Annotated in this window: 23 protein-coding genes; 16 read left to right on the plus strand and 7 right to left on the minus strand. The window is 69.0% G+C overall.

Annotated features, from left to right (window positions below):
* On the minus strand, window positions 1–441 hold a 441-nt coding region (locus AAHM41_RS25680; protein ID WP_342239446.1), incomplete at its 3' end, for a hypothetical protein.
* Between the two features lie 293 nt (window positions 442–734).
* Between AAHM41_RS25680 and AAHM41_RS25685 the strand changes: the two genes are divergently transcribed.
* The 5 genes from AAHM41_RS25685 to ligA all read left to right on the plus strand — a co-directional run bounded on the left by AAHM41_RS25685 (window position 735) and on the right by ligA (window position 7744).
* The gene (locus AAHM41_RS25685; protein WP_342239447.1) at window positions 735–1280 is read left to right on the plus strand and encodes a hypothetical protein; all 546 of its coding nucleotides are present in this window, start codon (window positions 735–737) and stop codon (window positions 1278–1280) included.
* Between the two features lie 472 nt (window positions 1281–1752).
* Window positions 1753–2718: a UDP-3-O-acyl-N-acetylglucosamine deacetylase gene (gene lpxC / locus AAHM41_RS25690; protein WP_342239448.1), complete on the plus strand. Its 966-nt coding sequence runs from the start codon at window positions 1753–1755 to the stop codon at window positions 2716–2718.
* A 226-nt stretch (window positions 2719–2944) separates the two neighbouring features.
* Window positions 2945–3775, plus strand: coding sequence for an outer membrane protein assembly factor BamD (locus AAHM41_RS25695; RefSeq protein WP_342239449.1), 831 nt, complete (start codon window positions 2945–2947; stop codon window positions 3773–3775).
* A gap of 148 nt (window positions 3776–3923) precedes the next feature.
* A complete protein-coding gene (gene recN, locus AAHM41_RS25700; RefSeq protein WP_342239450.1) occupies window positions 3924–5603 on the plus strand; it encodes a DNA repair protein RecN in 1680 nt (559 codons plus the stop codon).
* Entirely contained in the window at window positions 5600–7744 is a 2145-nt protein-coding gene (gene ligA, locus AAHM41_RS25705) for an NAD-dependent DNA ligase LigA (RefSeq protein ID WP_342239451.1), read from the plus strand. Before recN ends, ligA begins: the two co-directional genes overlap by 4 nt.
* A 59-nt stretch (window positions 7745–7803) precedes the next feature.
* On the opposite strand, the gene AAHM41_RS25710 is transcribed toward ligA, so the two are convergent.
* Window positions 7804–10845: a M10 family metallopeptidase C-terminal domain-containing protein gene (locus AAHM41_RS25710; RefSeq protein ID WP_342239452.1), complete on the minus strand. Its 3042-nt coding sequence runs from the start codon at window positions 10843–10845 to the stop codon at window positions 7804–7806.
* 634 nt (window positions 10846–11479) lie between these two features.
* Between AAHM41_RS25710 and AAHM41_RS25715 the strand changes: the two genes are divergently transcribed.
* Window positions 11480–11794 (plus strand): hypothetical protein, encoded by a 315-nt coding sequence (locus AAHM41_RS25715; protein ID WP_342239453.1) that lies wholly within the window; start codon window positions 11480–11482, stop codon window positions 11792–11794.
* A 3-nt stretch (window positions 11795–11797) separates the two neighbouring features.
* Here the strand turns inward: AAHM41_RS25715 and dinB are convergent, their stop codons facing one another.
* Window positions 11798–13057 (minus strand): DNA polymerase IV, encoded by a 1260-nt coding sequence (gene dinB, locus AAHM41_RS25720; protein ID WP_342239454.1) that lies wholly within the window; start codon window positions 13055–13057, stop codon window positions 11798–11800.
* 168 nt (window positions 13058–13225) lie between these two features.
* Here dinB and AAHM41_RS25725 point away from each other — a divergent pair, with 168 nt between their 5' ends.
* Window positions 13226–13834: a hypothetical protein gene (locus tag AAHM41_RS25725; protein WP_342239455.1), complete on the plus strand. Its 609-nt coding sequence runs from the start codon at window positions 13226–13228 to the stop codon at window positions 13832–13834.
* Window positions 13835–13849: 15 nt separating this feature from the next.
* Here AAHM41_RS25725 and AAHM41_RS25730 read toward each other — a convergent pair whose 3' ends face one another.
* Window positions 13850–14575, minus strand: a complete 726-nt coding sequence (locus AAHM41_RS25730; RefSeq protein ID WP_342239456.1) for a GntR family transcriptional regulator — start codon at window positions 14573–14575, stop codon at window positions 13850–13852.
* A gap of 238 nt (window positions 14576–14813) precedes the next feature.
* On the opposite strand from AAHM41_RS25730, the gene AAHM41_RS25735 reads away from it, so the two are divergent.
* From AAHM41_RS25735 to AAHM41_RS25755, 5 genes are all read left to right on the plus strand, one after another.
* Window positions 14814–15845: an ABC transporter ATP-binding protein gene (locus AAHM41_RS25735; protein ID WP_342239457.1), complete on the plus strand. Its 1032-nt coding sequence runs from the start codon at window positions 14814–14816 to the stop codon at window positions 15843–15845.
* 12 nt (window positions 15846–15857) lie between these two features.
* Window positions 15858–17147, plus strand: a complete 1290-nt coding sequence (locus tag AAHM41_RS25740) for an ABC transporter substrate-binding protein (protein ID WP_342239458.1) — start codon at window positions 15858–15860, stop codon at window positions 17145–17147.
* Between the two features lie 120 nt (window positions 17148–17267).
* Window positions 17268–18200, plus strand: coding sequence for an ABC transporter permease (locus AAHM41_RS25745; RefSeq protein WP_342239459.1), 933 nt, complete (start codon window positions 17268–17270; stop codon window positions 18198–18200).
* Window positions 18201–19103, plus strand: a complete 903-nt coding sequence (locus AAHM41_RS25750) for an ABC transporter permease (protein WP_342239460.1) — start codon at window positions 18201–18203, stop codon at window positions 19101–19103.
* Between the two features lie 5 nt (window positions 19104–19108).
* Entirely contained in the window at window positions 19109–19867 is a 759-nt protein-coding gene (locus AAHM41_RS25755; RefSeq protein ID WP_342239468.1) for an aspartate/glutamate racemase family protein, read from the plus strand.
* A 14-nt stretch (window positions 19868–19881) separates the two neighbouring features.
* Here the strand turns inward: AAHM41_RS25755 and AAHM41_RS25760 are convergent, their stop codons facing one another.
* The 3 genes from AAHM41_RS25760 to AAHM41_RS25770 all read right to left on the minus strand — a co-directional run bounded on the left by AAHM41_RS25760 (window position 19882) and on the right by AAHM41_RS25770 (window position 21120).
* Window positions 19882–20175 (minus strand): type II toxin-antitoxin system RelE/ParE family toxin, encoded by a 294-nt coding sequence (locus tag AAHM41_RS25760; protein ID WP_342239461.1) that lies wholly within the window; start codon window positions 20173–20175, stop codon window positions 19882–19884.
* Complete coding sequence (locus tag AAHM41_RS25765) at window positions 20165–20410, minus strand: type II toxin-antitoxin system ParD family antitoxin (protein ID WP_342239462.1); 246 nt, start codon at window positions 20408–20410, stop codon at window positions 20165–20167. The genes AAHM41_RS25760 and AAHM41_RS25765 overlap by 11 nt, the downstream gene beginning before the upstream one ends.
* 104 nt (window positions 20411–20514) lie before the next feature.
* Window positions 20515–21120, minus strand: a complete 606-nt coding sequence (locus tag AAHM41_RS25770; protein ID WP_342239463.1) for a DUF1349 domain-containing protein — start codon at window positions 21118–21120, stop codon at window positions 20515–20517.
* Between the two features lie 216 nt (window positions 21121–21336).
* On the opposite strand from AAHM41_RS25770, the gene AAHM41_RS25775 reads away from it, so the two are divergent.
* The 4 genes from AAHM41_RS25775 to AAHM41_RS25790 all read left to right on the plus strand — a co-directional run bounded on the left by AAHM41_RS25775 (window position 21337) and on the right by AAHM41_RS25790 (window position 25092).
* Complete coding sequence (locus AAHM41_RS25775) at window positions 21337–22311, plus strand: Bug family tripartite tricarboxylate transporter substrate binding protein (protein WP_342239464.1); 975 nt, start codon at window positions 21337–21339, stop codon at window positions 22309–22311.
* Window positions 22312–22315: 4 nt separating this feature from the next.
* The gene (locus AAHM41_RS25780) at window positions 22316–22762 is read left to right on the plus strand and encodes a tripartite tricarboxylate transporter TctB family protein (protein WP_342239465.1); all 447 of its coding nucleotides are present in this window, start codon (window positions 22316–22318) and stop codon (window positions 22760–22762) included.
* A 19-nt stretch (window positions 22763–22781) separates the two neighbouring features.
* On the plus strand, window positions 22782–24281 hold the full coding sequence (locus AAHM41_RS25785) for a tripartite tricarboxylate transporter permease (protein ID WP_342239466.1): 1500 nt from the start codon (window positions 22782–22784) through the stop codon (window positions 24279–24281).
* A gap of 61 nt (window positions 24282–24342) precedes the next feature.
* The gene (locus AAHM41_RS25790; protein ID WP_342239467.1) at window positions 24343–25092 is read left to right on the plus strand and encodes a metallophosphoesterase family protein; all 750 of its coding nucleotides are present in this window, start codon (window positions 24343–24345) and stop codon (window positions 25090–25092) included.
* The last annotated feature ends 117 nt before the right edge of the window (window positions 25093–25209 follow it).

A 25209-nucleotide genomic window follows, 5' to 3' on the forward strand; every position in this document is an offset into this window, starting at 1 on the left:
ATGCGACTTGCCGGAGCCGCGGCCGCCGAACGCGCCCTTGTAGCGCGACGGCTCCAGCAGCGGCTCGAAGGCGGGGGGCAGGCCGGGCGGGGGCAGGGCGGCCGGCGGCTCGTCCAGGTCGCGGAACTCCCGATAGGCCTGGTCCAGCCCCAGCCGGCCGGCCGCGGCGTGGCCGGTGGCGGCGCCCGGGGACAGCCGGGCCTCGGTCGCGCCGGTCAGCCGGCGCATCGGCTCCGGCAGGGGCTCCCCCCGTCGCCGCCGCCCGGCCGCTGTCTCGAAGCACAGGATCAGGGTTTCGGGCCTGTTCGGCATCTCACGGGCCCGCCTCCTGGCGCCGCCGCGATCGAAGCCGGCGAAGAGGGCCGCCGCCCCGGCGTCGCCGTGAAGCTGCCCGGCGACATCGCTCCAGCCCAGCCTGCTCCTGGTCGCATTCCTCCGCATCCCGGCCTCGCATGAAAAAGCCCGCCGCGGCGGGGCCGGGCGGGCGCAACTCTTCGACTCTGCCTGAATGATGCGACGTGACGCAGCCTCGCGTCAAGAACAAATAAAGAACATTCGATCGGGCGATCCAGCCGGCGCGGCCTGTGCCGGCATCGGGCGGAGTCTGTTAACACATTGTACTCTTGTATTAATCTGCGATCATGTTCATGCTACGTTCTATGGACAAGGCGCAGACCGCTCCGAGCTCGGAAGCCCCGTCCGCTTCGGCGGAAGCGGGGGAGTCGGATCTGCACGTGCTGGCGGAGCTGGTCGAGATCCAGATGTCGATCGCCCGGGCGACGCAGCAGGAGGCGCTGCAGGCGCCGCAGCCCGGCGCCGACTACTGCCAGCGGATCGCCACCGTCGCGCGCTCGGTGCGGCTGACCCTGCTGCTCAAGGACAAGCTGTCGCGCCAGGTCGTCGAGCGGCGCAAGGCCGCGGCGCAGCGCGAGGCGGCCCAGGAGGACTTTCACGATCTGCGGGTGAAGCTGGCGATGCTGGCGGCCGCTTACGAGGTGTCGAAGGACAATGAGGAGATCGCTCGCCGCGTCGCCGAGATGCGCGAGCGGCTGGAGCGGCCGGAGGTGGTGGAGCTGATCGAAGCCAGCCGGGCCCCGGTCGCGGTGGCGGCCTTGTGCCGGCGCTGGGGCTTGCCGGTGCGGGTGGAGCGCTGGCTCGAGATGGCCGACGAGGCCATGGAGCAGCTGGGCTTCCTGCCGAACGACGACGATCCGCCTGCGGACCCGCCCAAGCCTCGCCCGGCCTCCGGCCGCAGGCCCAAGAAGCCGGATACCGGGTGAGTCGCCGCGCGTCGCAGCTCACCCGTCGGCCCACTTTCAGCACCAACGAACGCAGCCTTCCACACTCCCCCTCCCCTTGCGGGAGGGGGTTGGGGGAGGGGTCTGCGCGCGTCCGCGCGCCAATGCGCAGAGGACAGGCCTTGCCATCACATCATGGCCGGATCGTAAGAGTTCAGGTCGGTTCCGACGGCGAAACCCCCTCCCCCTGGCCCCCTCCCGCGAGGGGAGGGGGAGAGTAGAGGGGATGGATCGGCTCGAACGGCGGTATCCTGAAACGGTGCCGCCCCGCGGGCGAGGCCGGAGGCGCTTGCGCCTCCGGTCGCGGCACGAACGCCCGCGCGTAACAGTCCGAAACAAACTGTGATTTTTTCTGGCGCGCCGAGGGGTCTAGGGTGCCTTCGTCCCGAAAGGGAAGCTTTGTCAGCGCTTTGTGCTGCGAAGTGCATGTTAAGCGAAGCGAAGGACACCCATCGTGGCTCATCTCTCGGCGGAATCGGGTGCGGCAACGCAGAAGACGCTGAAGACCGCGATCAAATGCACCGGCGTCGGCCTGCATGGCGGCCAGGACGTCACCATGGTGCTGCGCCCCGGTGAGATCAACACCGGCATCGTCTTCGTGCGCACCGACGTCCCCCAGGGCCGGCGCAGCATCAGCGCGCGCTGGGACAAGGTGGCCGACACCCGGCTGTGCACCGTCATCAGCAACGCCCAGGGCATCAGCGTCGGCACCATCGAGCATCTGATGGCGGCGCTGCGCGGCTGTGGCGTCGACAATGCGGTGGTCGAGCTGACCGGCCCGGAAGTGCCGATCATGGACGGCAGCGCCGCCCCCTTCGTGTTCCTGATCGAATGCGCCGGGCTGGTCAGCCAGCCGGCGCTGCGCCGCAGCATCCGCGTGCTGCGCCCGGTCGAGGTCACGGCCGAGGACCGCTGGGCCCGGCTGACGCCGTCGGCCAGCACCACCTTCAGCTTCGAGATCGACTTCCAGAGCCGCGCCATCGCGCATCAGGAAGGCCTGATCCGGCTGTCGAACGGCAACTTCAAGACCGAGATCGCCCGTGCCCGCACCTTCGGTTTCGCCCAGGAAGTCGAGGCGCTGCGCCGCCACGGCCTCGCCCTCGGCGGGTCGCTGGAGAATGCGATCGTGGTCAGCGGCGACCGGGTGATGAACGCCGAGGGCCTGCGCTACGAGGACGAGTTCGTGCGCCACAAGATCCTCGATTCGATCGGCGACCTGTACCTTGCCGGCGCTCCGATCCTCGGCCATTTCCACGGCTACAAGGCCGGCCACGCGCTGAACAACCAGCTGCTGCGGGCGCTGTTCGCCGACGACACAGCCTGGTGCTACGACACCAGCTTCGGCGCCGAGACCGCGGCGGAGTCCTGGGCTCGGTCCGCGCCGGCCGCCGCTGCGCTGCCCACCGCCAACGCCGCCTGATCCCGTTCCGCTTGCCGCCGTCGTCCCTCTTCGCTATGGCGCCCTGCGGGATTCCGGGCATGCTGTCGTTGCGCGTGCTCGGAATCCCGCAAACGCTTGAGGCCGCAGGTTTGCCTGCGGGCAAACCTGCGGGGGACGACGTGTGTCTGCCCGCGGGAAGGCGTCTCGCCATTCGCGTTCGGGGTGGGTATATAGGGGCCCGGACAGAACCGAAGGCGATGATCGAGTGAACAAGCGTCTGCAGTTTCGCCACCTGGCGCGGGTCGGGCTCGTCCTGCCGGCCGTTCTTCTCGCCGCCTGCGGCGGTTCCTCCTCCGAAGACGCGAAGCCGGCCGCGGACCAGCCGCCGGAGGCGCTGTATTCCCAGGCGCAGCAGGCGTTCGACGACAACGACTTCAAGACCGCCTCGACCCGGTTCGACGAGGTCGAGCGGCAGCACCCCTATTCGACCTGGGCGACCAAGGCCCAGCTGATGTCGGCCTATGCCAGCTACAAGCGCGGCGACTATGACGGCGCGGTCGTGGCGCTGGACCGCTTCATCAGCCTGCATCCGGGCAGCGAGGAGCTGGCCTACGCCTATTATCTGAAGGCGCTGTGCTACTACGACCGGATCTCGGATGTGGAGCGCGACCAGCGCATCACCCAGCTGGCGACGGGCGCGCTGAACGACGTCATCACCCGCTTCCCGAGCAGCGACTATGCCCGCGACGCCAAGCTGAAGCTGGACTTGACCTACGACCAGCTCGCCGGCAAGGACATGGCGATCGGCCGCTTCTACCTGAAGCGCGGCGAGTACAATGCCGCGATCAACCGCTTTCGCAGCGTGGTCAAGAACTGGCAGACCACCAGCCAGGTGCCGGAGGCCCTGGAGCGGCTGGTCGAGGCCTATGTCGCGCTCGGGCTGAAGGAGGAAGCGCGGCACGTCGCGGCGGTGCTCGGTCACAACTATCCGGGCGACCCCTGGTACCAGGACGCCTATGTGCTGCTGACCGGCTCCGGCATCCGCCCGCCCGACGACAAGGACTTCTTCGACCGCACCCTCGGGTCGATATTCTGAGAGACCGTCTGAGAATGCGCTGGCGTGAGTCGACTGGTGGTGGTTTCGAGAACCGGCGCGCAGCGGACGTTTGGTCCGTGAGCACCGGAAGCGCAGAAACCGCCATCAGGCGGCCGCGCCAGTAGCATTATCGGACGGGCGATAGACCATGTTGGCCGGACTTTCGATCCGAAATGTGGTTCTGATCGAACAGCTCTCGCTTGGCTTTGCCGAAGGCCTGTCGGCGCTGACCGGCGAGACCGGGGCCGGCAAGTCGATCCTGCTCGACGCGCTCGGCCTCGCCCTCGGCGGCCGCAGCGACTCAGGGCTGGTGCGGCATGGCGCCGAGGCCGCGACTGTCAGCGCCGAGTTCCTGCTGCCCGACGGCCACCCGGTCAAGGCGCTGCTGGCCGGGCAGGAGCTGCCGGTCGACGATGCGCTGGTGCTGCGCCGCAGCGTCGGCGCCGACGGGCGCAGCCGGGCCTTTGTCAACGACCAGCCGGTGTCGATCGGCCTCCTGCGCCAGATCGGCGCCGGGCTGGTCGAGGTGCACGGCCAGTTCGAGACCCAGGGGCTGCTCGATCCCCGGACCCATCGCGAGGTGCTCGACGCCTATGCCGGCGCCGAGGCCCAGGCGGCCGTCTGCGCCAAGGCCTGGGAGGCCTGGCGCGCGGCCCAGCGGCGGCAGGAGGAGGCGCTGGCCGAGGCCGAGCGGGCCCAGGCCGAGGAGGGCTTCCTGCGCCATTCGGTCGAGGAGCTGGAGGCGCTGGCGCCCGAGCCGGGAGAGGAGGCGCAGCTGGCCGAGCGCCGCGCCCTGCTGCAGCATCGCGAGAAGGTGATGGAGGGCGTCACCGCCGCGCTCTCGGAGCTGTCCGGCGACCGCGGTGCCGAGCGGGCGCTGGTGGCGGCGCAGCGGGCGCTGCAGCGCATCGCCGACCGCGCCGCCGGCCGCCTCGACCCGATCCTGGACCAGCTCGGCCGCGCCCTGGACGAGGCCGCCGAGGCCACGACCGCGATCGAGCGCTTCTCCGCCGACATCGATCTCGACGCCGGCGAGCTGGAACGGCTCGAGGACCGGCTCTACGCGCTGCGCTCCCTGGCCCGCAAGCACGGCGTGGAGACCGAGGCGCTGCCCGAGCTGCGCCGGCAGTTCGCCGAGCGGCTGGCGCTGGTCGAGGACCGGGCGGCGGTGCTGGCGCGGCTGGCCGCGGCGGCCGTCGCGGGCCGCACCGCCTATGTCCAGTCCGGCGAGGCGCTGTCCAAGGCCCGCCGCAAGGCCGCGTCGAGGCTGGATGCGGCGGTGAAGGCCGAGCTGCCGCCCCTGAAGATGGAACGTGCCCGCTTCGTCACCGAGGTCGAACGGTTGGCGGAGGCGGAGTGGGGGCCGGCCGGGCTCGACCGCGTCACCTTCCTGGTCGCGGCCAATCCCGGCAGCCCGCCCGGGCCGATCGGCAAGATCGCCTCGGGCGGCGAGCTCGCCCGCTTCATGCTGGCGATCAAGGTGGTGCTGGTGCATCAGCGCGGCACGCCCGGCACCCTGCCGTCGATGATCTTCGACGAGGTCGATGCCGGCATCGGCGGCGCCGTCGCCGATGCGGTGGGCGAGCGGCTGAAGCGCCTCGGGCAGCAGGTGCAGGTGCTGGTGGTGACCCACAGCCCGCAGGTGGCGGCTCGCGCCGACCATCACTGGCAGGTGCGCAAGGCCGATCGTGGCGGCGCCGTGGTCACCCAGGTGGCGGGATTGACGGCGGAGGAGCGGCGTGAGGAGATCGCGCGGATGCTGTCCGGGGCGAAGATCACGGCAGAGGCGCGCGCGGCGGCGGACAGCCTGCTGGGGAGGCGGGGATGAACGACCAGGATCTGCGCGGCCGGCCGGTGGACGCGCTGACGCCCGAGGAGGCGGCGGCGGAGCTGGCGGCCCTGGCGGCGGAGATCGCCGGCCATGACGTCGCCTACCACCAGCACGACGCGCCGACGGTCTCGGATGCGGACTACGACGCGCTGCGCCGGCGCAACGCCGAGCTGGAGGCGCTGTATCCCGAGCTGATCCGGCCGGACAGCCCCTCGGCCAAGGTCGGCGCGGCGCCGGCCGGCGGCTTCCGGAAGATCCGCCACGCCATCCCGATGCTGTCGCTCGGCAACGCCTTCACGCCGGAGGATGTGCACGACTTCCTGGGCTCGGTCCGGTCCTTCATCAAGGAGCTGCGCGACGACCCCGAGCGGCCGGTCGCGATCATGGCCGAGCCGAAGATCGACGGCCTGTCCTGCTCGCTGCGCTACGAGAAGGGCCGCTTCGTCCAGGCCGCCACCCGCGGCGACGGCAGCGAGGGCGAGGACGTCACCGCCAACGTCAAGACCATCAAGGACGTGCCGCAGCGGCTGAAGGGCGATGCGCCGGACGTGCTGGAGATCCGCGGCGAGGTCTATATGGACCGCAGCGACTTCGCCGCGCTGAACGCTCGCCGGGCCGAGGCGGGCGAGCCGATCTTCGCCAATCCGCGCAACTCGGCCGCCGGCAGCCTGCGCCAGCTCGACCCCGCGATCACCGCGTCGCGGCCGCTGCGCTTCTTCGGCTACACCTGGGGCGAGGTGTCGGCGCCGCTGGGCAAGACCATCGAGGAGATCCGCAAGCGCTTCGCGGCCTGGGGCTTCCGCCTGAACGAGCCGTCGCGGCTGTGCCACAGCGCCGAGGAGCTGCTGGCCTATTACGACGAGATCGCGGCGCTGCGGGCCGAGCTGCCCTTCGACATCGACGGCGTGGTCTACAAGGTCGACCGGCTGGACTGGCAGGAGCGGCTCGGCTTCGTCAGCCGGGCGCCGCGCTGGGCCACCGCGCATAAATTCCCGGCCGAGCAGGCGCAGACCGTGCTGAAGGCGATCGACATCCAGGTCGGCCGCACCGGGTCGCTGACCCCGGTGGCGCGGCTGGAGCCGATCACGGTCGGCGGCGTCGTCGTCTCCAACGCCACGCTGCACAACGAGGACGAGATCCGGCGCAAGGACGTCCGCATCGGCGACACGGTGGTGGTGCAGCGCGCCGGCGACGTCATCCCGCAGATCGTCCGGGTGATCCTCGAGCGCCGCCCCGAAGGGGCGGTGGAATACGTCTTCCCGGAGACCTGCCCGGAATGCGGCAGCCTGGCGGTGCGGGAGGAGGGCGGCGCGATCCGCCGCTGCACCGGCGGCCTGATCTGCCCGGCCCAGGCGGTGGAGCGGCTGCGCCATTTCGTGTCGCGCAATGCCTTCGACATCGAGGGCCTGGGCGACAAGCACATCCGCGCCTTCCACGCCGACGGGCTGATCCGGACGCCGGGCGACATCTTCCGGCTGGAAGAGCAGGACAAGGCCAGCCTGACGCCGCTACGCAACCGCGAGGGCTGGGGTCCGAAGAGCGCGCAGAAGCTGTTCGAGGCGATCGAGACCCGGCGGACCATCCCGCTCGACCGCGCCATCTACGCCCTCGGCATCCGCCAGGTGGGCGAGGCGACGGCCAAGCTGCTGGCCCGGCACTATGGCAGCTTCGCGGCCTGGCGGGCCGGCATGGAGGCGGCGCAGGACCGGGAGAGCGAGGCGTATCGCGACCTGACCGCGATCGACCAGATCGGCCCGTCGGTGGCCGACGACCTGCTGGCCTTCTTTGCCGAGGAGCACAACCGGACGGTGCTGGACGACCTGGCGGCGCAGCTGACGGTGGAGGATTTCGTGCGGCCGCGCGCGACATCCAGCGCCGTGGCCGGCAAGACCGTGGTGTTCACCGGCACGCTGGAGACGATGACGCGGCCGGAGGCGAAGGCACGCGCGGAATCGCTCGGCGCCAAGGTCGCCGGCTCGGTCTCGGGCAAGACCGACTATCTGGTGGTTGGCGCCGATGCCGGCTCCAAGGCCGCCAAGGCGCGCGAGCTCGGCGTCACCACCCTGACCGAGCAGGAGTGGCTCGGGCTGATCGGCGGGGCGGGGGAGGCGGGGGCGCCGGACAAGAACGAGGCCTGAGGGGATGCTCCCTCAGGCCTCGCAGGTTACCGATTCTTGCTAGACGTCTTCAGCTTGGTTCACAGCACGAAGTCGCCGGCCACGAGGGCGATCGCCCCGGTGAGCCGGATATGGAACTCCGAACTGCCGTCGCCGTTGGTGTCGCCGCCGATTGTGGTGACACCGCCGGAGATCGAGTAGATCAGCTGTCCGGCGACGCCGGTGTACGGCCCGGCACCGACGAAGGTGAAGGCCTGGTTGCCGGCGACGGCGCTGTTGGCGTCGATCGCCGACAGGTCGATGCGGTCGACCTGGGCATGGCTGAAGTCGGTGATCAGGTCGGCATTGACCCCGACCACGCTGTCCGTGGTCGCCGAGTAGACGAAGCGGTCGGCCCCGGCGCCGCCGGTCAGCGTATCCGTGCCGCCCAGGCCGACGAGGACGTCATTGCCGTTCCAGCCCTGCAGCGTGTTGGCTCCGGCGTTCCCTGTCAGGCTGTCACTGGCCTGGCCGCCGGAGATGTTCTCGATTTCGAACAGGGTGTCGCCCTGCGCATCGCCGCCGGCACCCAGCCCGGAGGTGAGGTTGACGCCGAGCGCGGTTACGCTGTCGAAGTAGCTGGCGGTGTCGACGCCGGCGCCGCCGATGAGCACGTCGGCCCCCGCCCCGCCGCGAACCACGTCGTTGCCGGCATAGCCATGCAGCCGGTTGACGCCGGCGTTCCCGACCAGGGTGTCATTGGCCTGGCTGCCGGAGAGGTTCTCGATCCCGCTCAGTGTGTCACCCTGGGCCTCACCGCCGGTGCCGACGCCTGTGGCGAGGTTGACCGAGATCCCGACGAAGCTCTCATAGTAGGTGGCAAGGTCGGTGCCGGCGCCGCCGTTGAGCACGTCGGCCCCTGTCCCGCCGCGAAGCAGGTCGTCGCCGGCCTCACCCAAGAGGGTATCATTGCCGCCCAGCCCCCATGCATTGTCGTTGCCGGCGCCGAGGGTCAGGACGTTGTTCTCACCGGAGCCGGTGATCAGGTCGTTCTCGTCGGTGCCGATGGCATTCTCGACGCTCGACAGCCAGATCTCGTATCCGGGGAAATTGCTGTCGGTGAAGATGCCGTCCTGCAGGTTGATCGTGGCGGAGAAAAAGGGATGGATCACGGTCGAGGCATCGAAGGTGTCGATGCCGGCGCCGCCGAAGAAGGCCTCGCCGATGCCGGCATTCCACCCCTGCTCGATGTAGAAGCGGTCGTTGCCGTCGTTGCCGTAGATCTGGTCCTTGCCCGACCCGGCGGTCAGTGTGTCGTCGCCGGTGCCGCCCTGGATCAGGTCGTCGCCGTTGCCGCCGCTGATGAAGTCGGCCCCGGCGCCACCCTCCAGGCTATCATTGCCGCCGTTGCCGAAGATCGTGTTGCTGGTGCCGTCGCCGATGACCGTGTCGGCGAGCTGGGTGCCGCTGACGTTCTCGACCCCGGTGAGGGTGTAGGGACCGCCGAAGGAGGGAGAGAAGTTGTAGGTCCCGCCGGCGAGATTCACGATCGAGCCGTAGGTCGCCGTGTAGTTGCTGAGATCGAGAGTGTCGATTCCCGCGCCGCCGGTGGTGTTGTCGCCGAACTCGCCCTGGCGCACATAGAAGGTGTCGTTGCCGTCGCCGCCATCGACGGTGTCGGTGGTGAAGCCGCCCTCGATCCAGTCGTTGCCGGCGCCGCCATTGATCACGTCGACGCCGAGGCCGCCGGTCAGGACATCATTCCCATCGCCGCCGTTGACGGTGTCGTTGCCGCTGTTGCCGTTGATGGTGTCGGCGCCAGCATTGCCGTTCAGCAGGTTGTTGACGGCGTTGCCCTGGATCGTGTCGTTGCCGCTGCCGCCATTGGCGTTTTCGATGTAGGATCGGGAATCGCCGTTGAACAGCAGCGCGTTGAAGACGTTGCCGCGGGCATAGCCGCCGTTCGGCCCGCCGCCGAGATAGGCGAGCTGGGCCGAGGAGAAGACGGAATGGCTGCCGGGGTTGAGGTCAACGGTCAGGTTGGTGGTGTAGTTCGACAGGTCGTAGGTGTCGACGCCGCCGCCGTCCCAGATCGTCGCGAAGATGCGGTTGCCGCCCGGAGCGATGGCGACATTGCCGTTGACAAAGGTCGTGCCGGCGGTCGGGCTCCAGCTATAGACGGTGTTGCCGCTGTTGGTGGTGAAATCCGCGCCGTACATGTATTGCAGGGCGGCGATGTCCAGCATCATGAAGGTCTGGGGCGCGCCCCAGGTCTCGTAATTGTAGCCGCTCGTGTCGTCGCCGATGAACGTGCGGTACGTCATCACCGTGTATTCTTGCGAATCGACATTGGCCGGCAGGGCCCCGTAGACGCCGGTCTCGTGGCCGTGCTTCAGGCCCAGCGCATGGCCGAGCTCATGGATCACGGTGTGCCAGTCGTAATTGCCGGCGGTCGGCAGGTCGCCGCTCGGGCCGAAGAAGGCGTCGCCGCCATAGACCGCATTGGACGGGTAGTAGGCGTAGGCCGTGCTGGGGTTGGTGGTGTTGACCACGCGGATCGTGCCGGCCCCCGACCCGCTGCCGGCATAGTCGATGCCGAGATTGGTGAAGCCTTCGACGCCGAACCCAGCGGCGCCGACGGGCTGCGTGAAGATCGCGGAGTTCAGCGCGAAATGGACGGCGATCATCTGCTGCGCCGTCATCTGATGGAAGCCGCTGAACGCTTCCGGATGGCCGGCCTGGTAGTCGCTGACCGCATCCGGATCGCTGTAGGTGATGAAGCCGTCCGACCAGCGGACGCCGGCCAGCAGCCCGTCGATGTTCTGGTTGCCGGACGCAGCCACCGCCGCGGTGGTGTCGCCCGAGCCGTTCTCCTCCGGCTTCGGCGCGCTCGCAGTGCCCGAAGAACTGTGGGCGGGAACCACGAACCCGTCGGACCGGTCGCCGATCGCGGCGCGAATGGCATCCGCCAGCGCGCCGGTTTGGCCGGCCAGCACCGCGTCCAGGCGGGACGCATCGGCGAATGTATTGTGGAACAGCAGGTCGTTCGACAGTTTTCGCATCGACGACCAAGCCATTGGATCGGTGAGCAGATCGCCGTCGGACGACAGGATGCCGTATTCGAGAATATTTGACGATTTCATACCGGGTCTCCCCTACGTGGTGAAGATCCGCAACCCTTGAGTGAAGATCCGCAACTTCTTGTTGATTGTTGTTGGTTGAAGGCACGATCGTTCAGGGTCAGAACACGTCATTTTCCCGCGCGTCTCGGCCCAGATTGAGCATGTCAGGAGATTGTGTCGCGAAGATGTTGCAATCCCGCCCTGGTGCGTAAGATTGTCCCCGCCGCCGATCCTACTGCATCGTAAGATATCCCAACGCAAACGGTATTTTCCTACACAATGGAGTATATATAAAATTACTTCTATTGTCAATCTGAGGTCAATAAGTCGTTCGGATGAAATTGTATGATGAAATTGGTATGTGGCGGCGAAGAGGTTGTGATTTAATTCCTGAAGACTAGAGCTCGAATGAACTCAAGGATTTGCCATATTCCTATGGAAAAAAGGACCACTGCCGCTCTGCCGGACTTTGCGCAGTGTCAGGCATCTCTGCGTGCCCGGGAAGGAGCCGGGACCGATGAACATCCAGATCTGGCCCTCCATTTGTCTTACACTGTCCGTGCTCTTTGCGGCATTGCCCTGCTGGGCACAGGGGGGTGCCGCCCCCCGAGATAGCGGCGCCCCGCAGCTGCGGCAGGAGGAGAGGAAGGCCGTCATGGCGCGGCCGCCGGACGACGAGGCGGTGCTCGCCCAGGAGTTTCGCGGGGCGGTCGATGACGGCTCGAACGCAGCGCTGATCCGCTTCATCGCGCGGCATCCGGAGACTGCCCTGGCGGATGAAGCGTGGCGCCGGCTGGAACGCCGGCCCGCGCCGGACGCGTACCTCCTGGCCAACGACCCGGACGCCGCGGTCTATGCCGCGTTCGACGCCGCCCGCCGCACCGGCACGGCCGAGGCCTGGCGCGACTTCGCCCGGACCTACGCCAGCCATCCGCTCGCCGCCGAGGCGGCCCGGCTCGCATCGCCGTAGCGGTCAGAGGTCCTTCTCGGCGAGCTCGCGGAACGCGTCGGGGACGGATCGCGACGGTCCCAGCACGACCGAGCCATAGCCGACCGCCTGCCACCCGAACCGCGCGCGGATCGCATCGATCGCCCGGTCGGCCTGCCCGCGCGCCATGCCTGTCCGGGTGCCGGGCCGGCGCCGCTCGTCGGCGAGGCCGAGCGGCAGCTCCAGCTGCAGCTGCGGCCGATCCTCGAGATGCGACACCGAGATCGCCAGCAGCGAGATGCTCTTCTCCTCGGGGTGCTGTGCCAGCACCCCGCGCACCAGCTCTTCCGCGATCTCGGCCAGGATCGCGGTCGCCGAGACCGGGGCGTCGAGCGTCACGGCGCGCGTGACCGAGCGCAGGTCGGCGAAGCGGACGCGGACCGTCACCGTCCGGCCGGGCCGCGACTTGGCCCGCAGCCGGGTGGCGACCCGGTCCGCCAGATGGCGCAGCGCCGGCACGAACACCCGCTCCTCGGCCGGCTTCCGGCCGAGTGCGGATTGCGCCCCCGCCGAATGCGACCGCCGCCGTGTCTCGATCGCCCGTGGATCGCGGTTCCAGGCCAGCGCCGACAGCTTCTCCCCGGCCGCGCGGCCCAGCAGCCGCTCCAGCGACCATCCCGGCATTTCCGCCAGCTGGCCGATGGTGTGCACGCCGCTCTCCGCCAGCCGCGCCTTGCCGACCGGGCCGACGCCCCACATCAGCTCGACCGGCAGGTCGTGCAGGAACGCCAGCTCGGCCTCGGGGTCGACCACCACCAGCCCGTCCGGCTTGGCCACCTGCGAGGCGATCTTGGCCAGGTGCTTGGTGCGGGCCACGCCGATCGAGATCGGCAGGCCCAGCTCGGCCCGCACCCGCCGCCGGATCGTCCGGGCGATCTCGGCCGGCGGGCCGAACAGATGGGTGCAGCCGGCGACATCGGCGAAGGCCTCGTCGATCGAGATCCGCTCGACCAGCGGCGTGAAGTCGCCAAGCACCTCGATGGCGGCGTCGCCCAGCCGCTGATACTCCTTGAAATGGCCGGCGACGAAAATCAGCCCTGGGCACAGCTCGCGCGCCTGCCGCCCCGGCATGCCGCCGCGGACCCCGAAGGCCTTGGCTTCGTAGGAGGCCGCCAGCACCACCCCGCCACCGACCGCGACCGGCCTGCCGCGCAGCGACGGATCGAGCAACTGCTCGACCGACGCGTAGAAGGCGTCGAGATCCGCATGGAGGATGGTGGCCGTCGAGTCGATCCGAATCGTCACCTGCGGGCTCCGAAGCGGGTGGAATGGCAGTCGATCCGCTGAAGACGGAACAAATAGTGAACATTCAATTGAGCTTGTCAAGCTGCCAGCGTCATTGCCGCGCCCAAGCCCTTGCATTTGCGCGAAATAGGCGCACCATCCTGTGATGTGGCCAAGGAGGAGGCTGCGATGGGAAACGCTCATCTGGAGAAGTGGCGGTCCCTGGTCGACGAGTTCCGGCAGAAGGCCGGCGAGCTCGAGCGGGAGGAGCGCGACAATTGCCTCGCCTGCACCGCGGCCGATCGGGCCAAGGTCGCCGAGGCTCAGCAATTCATGGAGAGCAGCGGCATCGGCGAGGCGCTGTGCGCGCTGGTCTGGGACGTCCGCCGCTACGCCGCCTGGTCGGGCCACGGCAAGCCGGTCCCGCCCGAGTTCACCGATCTCGCCCTGGTCGCGGATCACATGAAGGATTTCGCCGTCGACTTCGCCTATCGGGGGCGGCGCTACGGCGCCACCTTCAAGGAGCGGTCGTTGCATCCGGATCCGCGCGGGGACAGCCAGGGCGAGGTCTATCTCTCGGCGGCCGGCGAGACGGTGCTCGGCGTGTCGATGGTGAACTGGGCGGGCGCCGCCTATGACGATTGGCACCCGACCACGATCGAGGCCTTCCGTCCGGGCGGCTGGATCGCCGACCTGCTGGAGATGCACCGGGAGCACCGGCGCGCCAAGGCGGCCTCCGAGGCCAGGGCGCGGGACGAGGTCACCAGCCGGCGTGCCGCGATGATCTCGCTGGAGTGAGGCGGCGCTTGCTCCTCAGCGTTGCCGCAGGACTGCCGCCAGATCGACCGGTCCGGCTTCGGCCGGGGCCAGGTCGAGATCCTGCTCGATATGGGTCAGATGGACCAGCATGGCGGCGCCGGCGCCGTCGGCATCGTGCCGGGCCAGGGCCTGCAGGATCGCGCCATGCTCGGTGTTGCCGCAGGCCGAGGCGCCGCTGCGGCCGTACAGCGCGATGACCAGCGAGGCGCGTGACACCAGCTCGCGCAGGAACCGCTCCATCACCCGCTGCCGGGCGATCTCGGCGATGCCGAGATGGAACAGGCCGGACAGCTGGATGGCGCGCGGCCGGTCGCCCCGGTGCAGCGCCTCCGCCTCCTCGGCCAGGTGTCGCTCCAGCCGCCCGATGTCGGCCGGCACGGTGCGCTCGGCGGCGCGGCGGGCGATCGCGGCCTCGAGCGTCCGGCGGGCCTCGAACACCTCGCGCGCCTCCTCGACCGTGGGCGCCGCGACGAAGGCACCGCGGTTCTTCTCGATCACCACCATGTGCTGGTGCGCCAACGCCTGCAGGGCGGAGCGGACGATGGTCCGGCTGACGCCGAAGGCGGTGCCGATCTCGTCCTCCGACAGCTTGGTGCGCGGCGGCAGCCGGTGCTCGACGATCGCGTCCAGGATCGAGCGGTAGATCGCCGCCGCCCGCGCGCCGCGGTCGGGGATGTCGCGGCTTCCGGCCAGCGTGCCGACGGTCTCGATCGTGTCCATTCTTCCGCTCCGGCGCGGCGCAGCCGCGACTCGTTCGGCCCACCATCCCATGCGGATCGGCAAGGCTCAAGATTGTATTCTTGTTGATCCAGGATTGTGCACAATTTTGGATCCTTCCGTATGCAAATGCCCAAAGCTTAGGCGGCTGCCAGCGTGCGATGCCCTCCATGGGGCGGAATCGCGGCATCGGCCGCTTGGCACGGCGCTTGCTCATCCCTCAGCCGAAAGGGAGAGCGGCATGCGCGGGGCAGATCTCGAGCTGGTGAAGCTGACCAAGCGCTACGGCGGCACCGTCGCCGTGGACGGCATCGACCTGAGGATTCCGGCCGGCACCTATTGCTGCCTGCTAGGCCCCTCCGGCTGCGGCAAGACCTCGACCCTGCGCATGGTTGCGGGGCATGAGGCGGTGTCGGACGGCGACGTCATCCTCGGCGCCGCCAACGTCACCGACCGGCCGCCCGCCAGGCGCGGCACGGCGATGATGTTCCAGTCCTACGCCCTGTTCCCGCATCTCTCGGTCGTCGACAATGTCGCCTTCAGCCTGAAGATGCGCGGCGTGGCGAAGGCGGAGCGCCGGGCCAAGGCGGCGGAGCTGCTGGCCCTGGTGGCGATGGATGCCTATGGCGAGCGCCTGCCGGCGCAGCTCTCCGGCGGGCAGCAGCAGCGCGTGGCCCTGGCCCGGGCGCTGATCACCCAGCCGCAGATCCTGCTGCTGGACGAGCCGCTCTCGGCCCTCGACCCCTTTCTCCGCATCAAGATGCGGGCCGAGCTGAAGCGGCTGCAGCTGGAGCTCGGCATCAGCTTCATCCACGTCACCCACAGCCAGGAGGAGGCGATGGCCCTGGCCGACCTCGCCGTGGTGATGAAGGGTGGGCGGATCGAGCAGGCCGGCCCGCCGCAGGATCTCTTCGCCCGGCCCGCCACCGAATTCGTCGCCCGCTTCATCGGCGGCCACAATGTCGTGACCCTGGGTGGCCGCCTGGCGACGCTGCGCGCCGACCGGCTGAGGCTCGCCCGGATCAACGGCGCCGGCGTGCCGCCGGGCCAGGTCGAGGCGGTGGTGCAGGGGGTCGAATACCAGGGCGCCACCGTCCATGTCGCCTTCGCCTGCGAGCTGGCGCCGGACATGCTGGCCTGGCTGCCCGAGGCCGCCTTTTTCGCCGACCCGGTGGCGCCGGGCGACCGCGTCGCCGTCGCCTGGGCCGACCAGGACATTCACCCCCTTCTCCCCGATGCCGCGGGGCGCGGCGACCATCGCCCCCAACCCTAAGGAGGCTCCATCATGGCGGATACCAAGGACACCAAGCGCGGCCTCTCCCGCCGCACCCTGCTGAAGACCACGGCGGCGACGGCCGGCGCGCTGGTCGGCAGCCGCGCCATCACCGGCTTCCCGGCGATCATCGCGGCCGAGCCGGTGACGCTGCGCTATCTCGGCACCGCAGTGAACCAGAGCGCCGACATCGCCCGGAAGGCGAAGGAGGATCTCGGCATCACCATCGAATACGTGCCGGTCACGACCGACGAGGTGACCAAGCGCATCGTCACCCAGCCGAACTCGTTCGATCTGGTCGACAGCGAGTACTTCTCGCTGAAGAAGCTGCTGCCCTCCGGCAACCTGCAGGGCATGGACGCCAAGCGGATCAAGTATGTCGACCAGATCTCGACCGTGTTCACCAAGGGCGAGCTGAACGGCAGGAAGATCGGCGACCAGGGCACGGCGCCGAAGAAGGTGTTCTACCTGGCCGAGAAGAACGGCAAGACCTTCGCCACCGAGCCGACCGAGTGGATCACCCTGATCCCGACCACCTACAACGCCGACACGCTCGGCATCCGGCCCGACCTGATCGGCCGGCCGATCGAGAGCTGGAAGGAGCTCTTGAACCCCGAGTTCAAGGGCAAGGCCTCGATCCTGAACATCCCGTCGATCGGCATCATGGACGCGGCGATGGTGGTGGAATCGGCCGGCCTCCACACCTATGCCGACAAGGGCAACATGACCAAGGAGGAGATCGACCTGACCATGAAGGTGCTGACCGAGGCCAAGCAGGCCGGCCAGTTCCGCGCCTTCTGGCAGGATTTCAACGAGAGCGTGAACCTGATGGCCTCAGGCGAAACGGTGATCCAGTCGATGTGGTCGCCGGCCGTGACCAAGGTCCGCTCGATGGGCATCGCCTGCACCTTCCAGCCGCTGAAGGAAGGCTACCGCGCCTGGGCCTCCGGCTTCGGCCTGCCGAAGACGCTGAAGGACAAGAAGCTCGATGCCGCCTACGACTTCATCAACTGGTTCCTGTCCGGCTGGGCCGGCGCCTATCTCAACCGCCAGGGCTACTACTCGGCGGTGCTGGAGACGGCCAAGGCCAATATGGAGCCCTATGAATGGGCCTACTGGATGGAGGGCAAGCCGGCCGCCCAGGACATCAAGGCGCCGGACGGCACGGTGATGGAAAAGGCTGGCGCGGTGCGCGACGGCGGCTCCTACGACCAGCGCATGGGCGGCGTCGCCTGCTGGAACGCGGTGATGGACGAGAACGACTACATGGTCCGCAAATGGAACGCCTTCATCGCTGCGTAGCGTGATCGTCCACGTAGGTTGGGTTCGCGGCACGCGAACCCAACAGCGTCGATCGCCCTCGCCGTTGGATGCTGGGTTCGCCTTGGCGAACCCAGCCTACGTCGCCGGAAGATACCAGCCATGACCGCCATCCCCGCGGAAGACGCACCCGTCCGCACCGTTGCGGCGCCCCGGGCCGAGGCGAGCGGCCGCTTCACGGCGTTCCTGCAGGCGGCGCCGATGATGCTGGTGTTCCTGCTGTTCTTCGTGCTGCCGCTGGCGGTGACGGTGGTGGTCAGCTTCTGGGACTACACCGAATACTCGATCGTGCCGGACTTCACGCTGCGCAACTATGTCGAGGCCTTCGACGGCTGCCTGACCTCGCTGCCGGAGCTGTGCACCACCTTCAAGACCTATCTCTCGACCTTGAAGATCGGGGCGATGGTCTGGGCCATCACCCTCGGGCTCGGCTTCACCATCGCCTATTTCCTGGTGTTCCATGTGCGGACCACGGCGATGCAGATCGTGCTGTGCCTGCTCTGCACCATCCCGTTCTGGACCTCGAACGTGATCCGGATGATCTCCTGGATCCCGCTGCTGGGCCGCAACGGGCTGGTCAACCAGGGGCTGCTCGGCCTCGGCGTGATCGACCGGCCGATCGACGGGCTGCTCTACTCCGAATTCTCCGTCGTGCTGGCCTTCGTCCACCTGTTCACCGTGTTCATGATCGTTCCGATCCTGAACTCGATGCTGCGCATCGACCGGTCGCTGATCGAGGCCGCGACCGATGCCGGCGCCAGCGGCTGGCAGATCCTGTGGAACGTCATCGTGCCGCTGTGCAAGCCGGGCATCGTCATCGGCTCGATCTTCGTCGTCACCATCGTGATGGGCGATTTCGTCACCGTCGGCGTCATGGGCGGGCAGCAGATCGCCTCGGTCGGCAAGGTGATCCAGGTCCAGCTCAGCTATCTGCAGTTCCCGGCCGCGGCGGCCAATGCCGTGATCCTGCTGGCCGTGGTGATCATGATCATCGTCGCCCTGACCCGGCTGGTCGACATCCGGAAGGAGCTCTAGATGCGCGAAGGCCGCCCTCTCTCCTTCTATATCCTGGCCGCCGTGTTCGCGCTGTTCGTGCTGTTCCTCTACGGCCCGACGCTGACCATCTTCGTGCTGTCCTTCCAGGGGCCGCAGGGCGGGCTGACTTTCCCGATGAATGGGGTCTCGACCTTCTGGTTCGAGAAGCTGTGGGCCGGGATGGGCGTGGTCGACATCGGCGCCGCCTTCTGGCGCTCGCTCAAGCTCGGCCTCGTGGTCATGGTGCTGACCATGGCCTTCTCGGTGATGGCCGGCTTGGCCTTCCGCCGGCGCTTCCCGGGCCAGTCGGCGCTGTTCTACGCCGCCATCGCCAGCCTGATCATGCCGTCGATCGTGGTCTCGCTCGGCATCGCGCTGGAATTCCGCCTGCTGGACGAGGCGATCAAGAGCCTGGGCGAGAGCTGGGACATCGCCTGGATCAACGACGAGTTCACCACGGCGATGGGGCTGTTCCGCTCCGGCCTCGGCGCGCATCTCACCTGGACCATGCCCTTCGGCCTGCTGATCATGTTCGCGGTGTTCAACCGCTTCGACCGCCGCTACGAGGAGGCCGCGCGGGACCTCGGAGCCTCCTCCTGGCAGAGCTTCCGCCACGTCGTGCTGCCGATCATCGGCGCCAGCGTGGTCGGGGTCGGGCTGTTCGGCTTCACCCTGTCCTGGGACGAGATCGCCCGGTCGTCGCAGGCGATCGGCGAGCAGAACACCCTGCCGCTGGAGCTGCAGGGCCTGACCACCACGGTGACGACGCCGGAGATCTATGCCCTCGGCACGGTGACCACGGCGGTGTCGCTGGCGGTGGTGCTGACCGCGCTCGCCCTGATGGCGCTGCTGCGCCGCCGCCGCACCCGCCACGGCACCGACGCGGGGCAGGGGCTGGTGTGACCGACATGGAAATCTTCGTCGTCAACCCGAACACCACGGCCGGCATGACCGCCAAGATCGCCGCCGCCGCCGCGGCCGCAGCGGCGCCGGGCACCCGCGTCACCGCGGTGAATCCGGAGACGGGCCCAGCCTCGATCGAGGGCTGGGTCGACGGCGCCCTGGCCGTGCCCGGCCTGCTGCAGGAGATCGCCCGCGGCGAGGCGCGCGGCGTCGCCGGCCACGTCATCGCCTGCTTCGACGATACCGGGCTGGACGCCGCCCGCAGCCTCGCGGCGGCGCCGGTGGTCGGCATCGGCGAAGCCGGTTTCCATGTCGCCTCGCTGCTGGCCGGCCGCTTCTCGGTGGTGACCACGTTGGCGTGCTCGATCCCGGTGATCGAGGCAAACCTCCAGCGCTATGGGCTGACCTCCCGCTGCGCCCGGGTGCGGGCGGCGGAGATCCCGGTCCTCGACCTGGAGCGCCCGGGATCGGATGCGGAGCAGCGGATCTCGGCCGAGATCGCGGCGGCGCTCGAGGCCGACCGGGCCGAGGCGATTGTGCTGGGCTGCGCCGGCATGGCCGATCTCGCCGCGCGGCTCTCGGCCCGCCACGGCGTGCCGGTGGTCGACGGCGTCGCTGCCGCGGTCACGCTGGTTGAAGCTCTGGCCCGGCTCGGCCTGCGCACCGCCAAGTCCGGCGGCTACGCCCCGCCGCGGCCGAAGCCCTATGCGGGTGTGGTCGCACCTTTCGCGCCGGTCACGTCGGGAAAGACCTCGATGACGTAGCGGCTCAGAGCGGATTACAGGTGTCGCCGTACATCCATCCGCCCATGCAGAACCCGCACCACGACGATCTCGGCATCGACCTCCCGGAAATAGACAATGTGCGCCCCGACTGCATATTTCAGGTAGCCGGGGCACACATCCACCTTGCGCCCGAGCTTCCGGCCTGCCGCTAGGCCCTCCATCGCCGCAACAAGATCACGGTGGTAGCTATCCGCCTGCTCCATCGACCAGTTGCGAAACGTGTAGAGCCAGATTTCCTCCAGATCGGCTTCCGCCAGCGGTGTGAGCTGGTAGAGCTTAGCCTGCATGCTTTGCCCGCATCCGGGCTAGAAAGGCCTCGCTATCAAAGGGCCGCGGGTCGCCTGACTCTTCGCCCGCGATCAGCGCGTCCTGCAACGCCTTCACTCTCGCTTCATGTTCTTCCAGCAGGCGCAACCCGGCCCGGACAACATCACTGGCCGAACCATACCGCCCGCTCCGCACCTGCGCGTCGATGAAGCTGGCGAAGTGATCGCCGAGCGAGACTGATGTGTTCCGTGCCACCAGGGAACTCCCGAAAGCCTGTTACCAATATATACCATAAACCAATATCCCGAGCGTATCTTTGCCTGTCCGTCTATGCGGAAGGGACGCTCCCGAGCGCGCCACTAGGGCCGCGTGATCCGCAGATGGGCGAACTGCGCCTCGTAGCCGGCGTCCTTCGGGCTGCAGGCGTAGAGGCCGGCCAGGACCGGGCCGGCGCCGTCATCGGCGTGCAGCCGGGCGATGCGCAGCTGCACCCAGCGGTCCTCGCCCTCCGGCGCCGCCTCGACGATATAGTCGGCGCCGGTGCGGCGAATCCGGAAGCCGATGGCGCCGCCCGGCCGCGTCGGCACGTCCTGGGTCGACCAGTCGGACCAGCCGGCATTGGTGACCACGGCGCCGAGCCGGCTGTGTTCCGCCGTCTCGAACTCGACCGAGGTCTTGATCCAGCTGTCCGCCGACTGGCGCACGATCAGCCCGGCTTGGTCGTACTGGTGGACGGGGTTGCCGCGCACCACCGTCTCCATCACGAAATCGCCGGCCACCGGCAGCGCCAGCACATGGCCGTTGTCGACCCGGAAGCCGTAATGCGTGCCCTGCCAGAAATCGGTCCCTGCGGCGGTGCGCAGCCTCAAGCCCTCCGGCCCGATCGACCAGTCGGGCGGAGGGTTGGTCCAGGCCAGGCGCGGGTCGAGGGCAGGGGACAGGAAGGTCTCGTCCAGGATGTCCACAGCGTCTCTCCCTTGCCGTGCTTGCCGCCATCAGACGCGAGCCCGGCCGGGCGGGCAAGGGACATCGTGCCAGGACAATAATCTCGATCGATGCGTATCGCGCATCGATCGATGCCGCATCGGACCTGGAGTCGGATCGGTCTCCTCCGTACCGTCCGGATAAGTCTGCCGGAAGACGGTCGGAACCGAGACGATTCATCAGGGGGAGGACCAACCATGATCACCAGACGCAGCGCGCTCGCGCTCGCCGCCGGTTTCGCGATGCTCGGGGCTGCCGGCTCGGCGTCCGCGCAGGATTTCGAACGCACCGTCCGCATTATCGTCCCCTACGCGCCGGGCGGCACCTCCGACACGCTGGCGCGCATCATCGCGCCGCAGCTCTCCGAAGCCATCGGCCAGACCGTGGTGGTCGAGAACAAGCCGGGCGCCGCCGGCAACATCGGCGCCGACGCCGTGGCCAAGGCCGACCCGGACGGGCACACGCTGCTGCTCGCGGATGTCGGCTCGATCGCCACCGCGCCGGGCTTGTTCAGCGACCTGTCCTACGATCCGCTGAAGGATCTGGCGCCGGTCGGGATGATCATGTTCGTGCCATATGTGCTGGCGGTGAACAAGGACCTGCCGGTGACCAATGCGGCCGAGCTGGTCGACTATGCCAAGGCCAATCCCGGCAAGCTGGCGGTGGCCAATTCCGGCATCGGCGGCGTCAACCACATCACCGCCGTCGCCATGGCCAAGGATCTCGGCATCCAGTGGAAGACCGTGCCCTATCGCGGCGGCTCCGCGGCCACCCAGGCCGTGGTGTCGGGCGAGAGCAAGGTCATCATCAACGGCGCCACCGCGACCCTGCCCTTCGTCGCCAACGGCCAGCTCCGCGGCATCGCGGTGACTGGCCAGGACCGGATCGCCAGCGCGCCGGACCTCCCGACCTTCACCGAGGCCAAGCTGCCCTCGGCCGATGTCGGGTCCTGGCAGGGGCTGCTGACCACCGCCGGCTCGCCGCCCGCCCTGGTCGAGAAGCTCAACAAGGCGCTCGGCGAGATCCTGCAGAAGCCGGAGGTGGCGGAGCGGATCGCCCAGCAGGGCGGCCGGGTCGTCGCCGGCCCGCCGGCGGATCTCGGCTCCTGGCTCGCCACCAACACCGAGGCCTGGGGCAAGGTGATCGCCGACGCCGGCATCAAGGGCGAGTGACGGGGTGACGCGGATCAACTGGCCGGACCTGCTGTTCGGCCTCTTCCTCTGCGCGGTGGCGGCCGTCGTCCTGGTCGCCACCCGCAAGCTCAGCTTCGGCAGCCCGGCCGATATGGGGCCGGGCTTCATGCCGCGGGTGCTGGCGATCGGCGCCGCCGGCTTCGGCCTGGTCTTCGCCCTGCGCAGCCTGGCGATCGGCGGGGAAGGGATCGAGGTGCCGAAGCTGCGGCCGATCCTCGGCATCCTCGCCGCCGTCGCCGTCTTCGCCCTGCTCGCCGCCAAGGCCGGGCTGGCGGTCGCCGCCTTCGCCACGGTCGTCGTCGCCGGCCTCGCCAGCCGGGAGACGCGGCTGCGCGAGACCGTCGTCTTCGCCGCCGGGCTCAGCGCCGCCGCCGTCATCCTGTTCGTGCTGCTGCTGGACCTGCCGGTGCCGGTCTGGCCGCGCTTCTAGGCCGTATGTCAGGGACGCCATGGACCTGTTCGACAACCTGCTGCTCGGCCTGACCACGGCGCTGCAGTGGCAGAACCTGCTGTACTGCCTGTTCGGCGTGCTGATCGGCACGGCGATCGGCGTGCTGCCCGGTATCGGGCCGATCCCGACCGTGGCCCTCTTGCTGCCCTTCACCTTCGGGCTCGAGCCGGCCTCGGCCTTCATCATGCTCGCCGGCATCTTCTACGGCGCGCAGTACGGTGGCTCGACCACGGCGATCCTGGTCAACGTGCCGGGGGAGACATCCTCGGTCGTCACCTGCCTCGACGGCCACCAGATGGCGCGCCAAGGGAAGGCCGGGCTGGCGCTGGCCATCGCCGCCCTCTCCTCCTTCTTCGCCGGCACGGTGGCGACCGTGGTGATCGCGCTGCTGGCCCTGCCGCTCGCCGCCCTGGCGCTGCAGTTCACTGCGGTCGAGTATTTCAGCCTGCTGGTGCTCGGCCTGATCGCGGCGGTGATCCTGGCGCATGGCTCGGTGGCCAAGGCGCTGGCGATGGTGGTGCTGGGCCTGCTGCTCGGCATCGTCGGCATCGACGTCTCCTCCGGCGCCTCGCGCCTGACCTTCGGCATTCCGGAGCTGGGCGACGGGCTCGACTTCGTGCCGATCGCCATGGGCCTGTTTGGCCTCGGCGAGATCATGGCCAATCTCGACCGGCCGCGGCCGCGCCAGCTGGTCAGCAGCAAGGTGCGCGACCTGATGCCCCGCTGGGCCGATCTGCGCCAGGCCTTCCCGGCGATGGTGCGCGGCACAGCCATCGGCTCCTTCCTCGGCGTGCTGCCGGGGGGCGGGGCGGCGCTGCCGCCCTTCACCGCCTATGCCATGGAGAAGAAGCTGGCCCGGGACCCGAGCCGCTTCGGCAAGGGCGCGATCGAGGGCGTGGCCGGGCCCGAGGCCGCGAACAACGCCGGGGCGCAGACCAGCTTCATCCCGCTGCTGACGCTCGGCATCCCCTCCAACGCCCTGATGGCGCTGATGATCGGGGCGCTGATGATGCACGGCATCCAGCCCGGCCCGCAGATCATGACCGAGCAGCCGCAACTGGTCTGGGGCGTGGTCGCCAGCATGTGGGTGGGCAACCTGATGCTGCTGGTGATCAACCTGCCGATGATCGGGATCTGGATCTCGATGCTGAAGATCCCCTACCGGCTGATGTTCCCGGCCATCGTGCTGTTCTGCTGCATCGGCACCTACGGCATCGCCAACAGCATGTTCAACGTCTGGCTGATGCTGGGCTTCGCATTGGTCGGCTATTTCTTCGTCAAGGTGAAGGCCGAGCCCGCGCCGCTGCTGCTGGGCCTGGTGCTGGGGCCGCAGCTGGAGGAGAACTTCCGCCGCGCCATGCTGCTGTCCGACGGCGACTTCACCGTGTTCCTGACCCACCCGATCAGCGCGGTGCTGCTGGCGGTCGTGGCGATCCTGCTGCTGGCGATGCTGGTGCCGGCGATCACGCGCAAGCGCGAGCAGGCGCTGGCGGAGTAGGCTTCCCATCGGCGCGGCGGGGCGGCATCGTGGCCGTCCCGCTCTCCGCCGCAGGTCCCGCATGCGCCTCGCCGTCCTCGCCGACATCCACGGCAACCTCCCGGCCCTCGAGGCCGTGCTGGCCGATCTCGGCCGCCGCGGCGCCGACGCCATCGTCCATCTCGGCGATTGCGTGTCCGGCCCGCTGTGGCCGCGCGAGACGCTGGACGTGCTGGTGGCAAAGGGCTGGCCGACCGTGCGCGGCAACCACGACCGCTGGGTCTGGGAAGACTGGGACGAGCCGCTGACCACTTCCGACGGCTATGCCCGCCACGCGCTCGACGCCGCCGGCCGCGCCTGGCTCGGCGCCCTGCCGATGCAGCTCGAGCTGCCGGGCGGCATTACCGCCTTCCATGCCCGGCCGGACGACGACAACGCCTATCTGCTGGAGGATGTCGAGGGCGGCCGGCTGGTCCGCGCCCCGGCCGACGCCATCGCCGCGCGGCTGACCGGCGTCTCCGGCCCGATCGTGCTGTGCGGCCACAGCCACCTGCCGTGGCTGCTGCGCCTGCCGGACGGGCGCTGGGTCCTCAACCCCGGCAGTATCGGCGCGCCGGCCTATGACGATCCGACGCCGCCGGCCCATGTCTCCGAATCGGGATCACCCGCCGCCCGCTACGCGATGCTGGAGCTGGACGGCGACAAGGTCGCGGCCGAGCTGATCGCGATCCCCTACGACCACGACCGCGCCGTCCGCCGGGCGGCGGAGAACGGCCGTCCCGACTGGGCGCATCAGCTGGCGACCGGCTTTTCCCGCCCGCCCGGGACGTGACCTCGCGACCGCGTTGCGTTGCCTCTTCCGCCTGGCGGGACGTTTTCAAATGGCTGAAGCCCGATTCTTCAGTCCCCCCTCCCCTTGCGGGAGGGGGGCAGGGGGAGGGGTCTGCGT

Source organism: Inquilinus sp. OTU3971, assembly GCF_038440215.1.

Excerpts from the sequence above, each read along its gene's own strand:
- recN (WP_342239450.1), top strand. The coding sequence starts at position 3,924 with ATGTTGGCCGGACTTTCGATCCGAAATGTGGTTCTGATCGAACAGCTC.
- ligA (WP_342239451.1), top strand. The coding sequence starts at position 5,600 with ATGAACGACCAGGATCTGCGCGGCCGGCCGGTGGACGCGCTGACGCCC.
- AAHM41_RS25710 (WP_342239452.1), bottom strand. The coding sequence starts at position 10,845 with ATGAAATCGTCAAATATTCTCGAATACGGCATCCTGTCGTCCGACGGC.
- AAHM41_RS25715 (WP_342239453.1), top strand. The coding sequence starts at position 11,480 with ATGGCGCGGCCGCCGGACGACGAGGCGGTGCTCGCCCAGGAGTTTCGC.
- AAHM41_RS25725 (WP_342239455.1), top strand. The coding sequence starts at position 13,226 with ATGGGAAACGCTCATCTGGAGAAGTGGCGGTCCCTGGTCGACGAGTTC.
- AAHM41_RS25730 (WP_342239456.1), bottom strand. The coding sequence starts at position 14,575 with ATGGACACGATCGAGACCGTCGGCACGCTGGCCGGAAGCCGCGACATC.
- AAHM41_RS25735 (WP_342239457.1), top strand. The coding sequence starts at position 14,814 with ATGCGCGGGGCAGATCTCGAGCTGGTGAAGCTGACCAAGCGCTACGGC.
- AAHM41_RS25740 (WP_342239458.1), top strand. The coding sequence starts at position 15,858 with ATGGCGGATACCAAGGACACCAAGCGCGGCCTCTCCCGCCGCACCCTG.
- AAHM41_RS25745 (WP_342239459.1), top strand. The coding sequence starts at position 17,268 with ATGACCGCCATCCCCGCGGAAGACGCACCCGTCCGCACCGTTGCGGCG.
- AAHM41_RS25750 (WP_342239460.1), top strand. The coding sequence starts at position 18,201 with ATGCGCGAAGGCCGCCCTCTCTCCTTCTATATCCTGGCCGCCGTGTTC.
- AAHM41_RS25755 (WP_342239468.1), top strand. The coding sequence starts at position 19,109 with ATGGAAATCTTCGTCGTCAACCCGAACACCACGGCCGGCATGACCGCC.
- AAHM41_RS25760 (WP_342239461.1), bottom strand. The coding sequence starts at position 20,175 with ATGCAGGCTAAGCTCTACCAGCTCACACCGCTGGCGGAAGCCGATCTG.
- AAHM41_RS25775 (WP_342239464.1), top strand. The coding sequence starts at position 21,337 with ATGATCACCAGACGCAGCGCGCTCGCGCTCGCCGCCGGTTTCGCGATG.
- AAHM41_RS25785 (WP_342239466.1), top strand. The coding sequence starts at position 22,782 with ATGGACCTGTTCGACAACCTGCTGCTCGGCCTGACCACGGCGCTGCAG.
- AAHM41_RS25790 (WP_342239467.1), top strand. The coding sequence starts at position 24,343 with ATGCGCCTCGCCGTCCTCGCCGACATCCACGGCAACCTCCCGGCCCTC.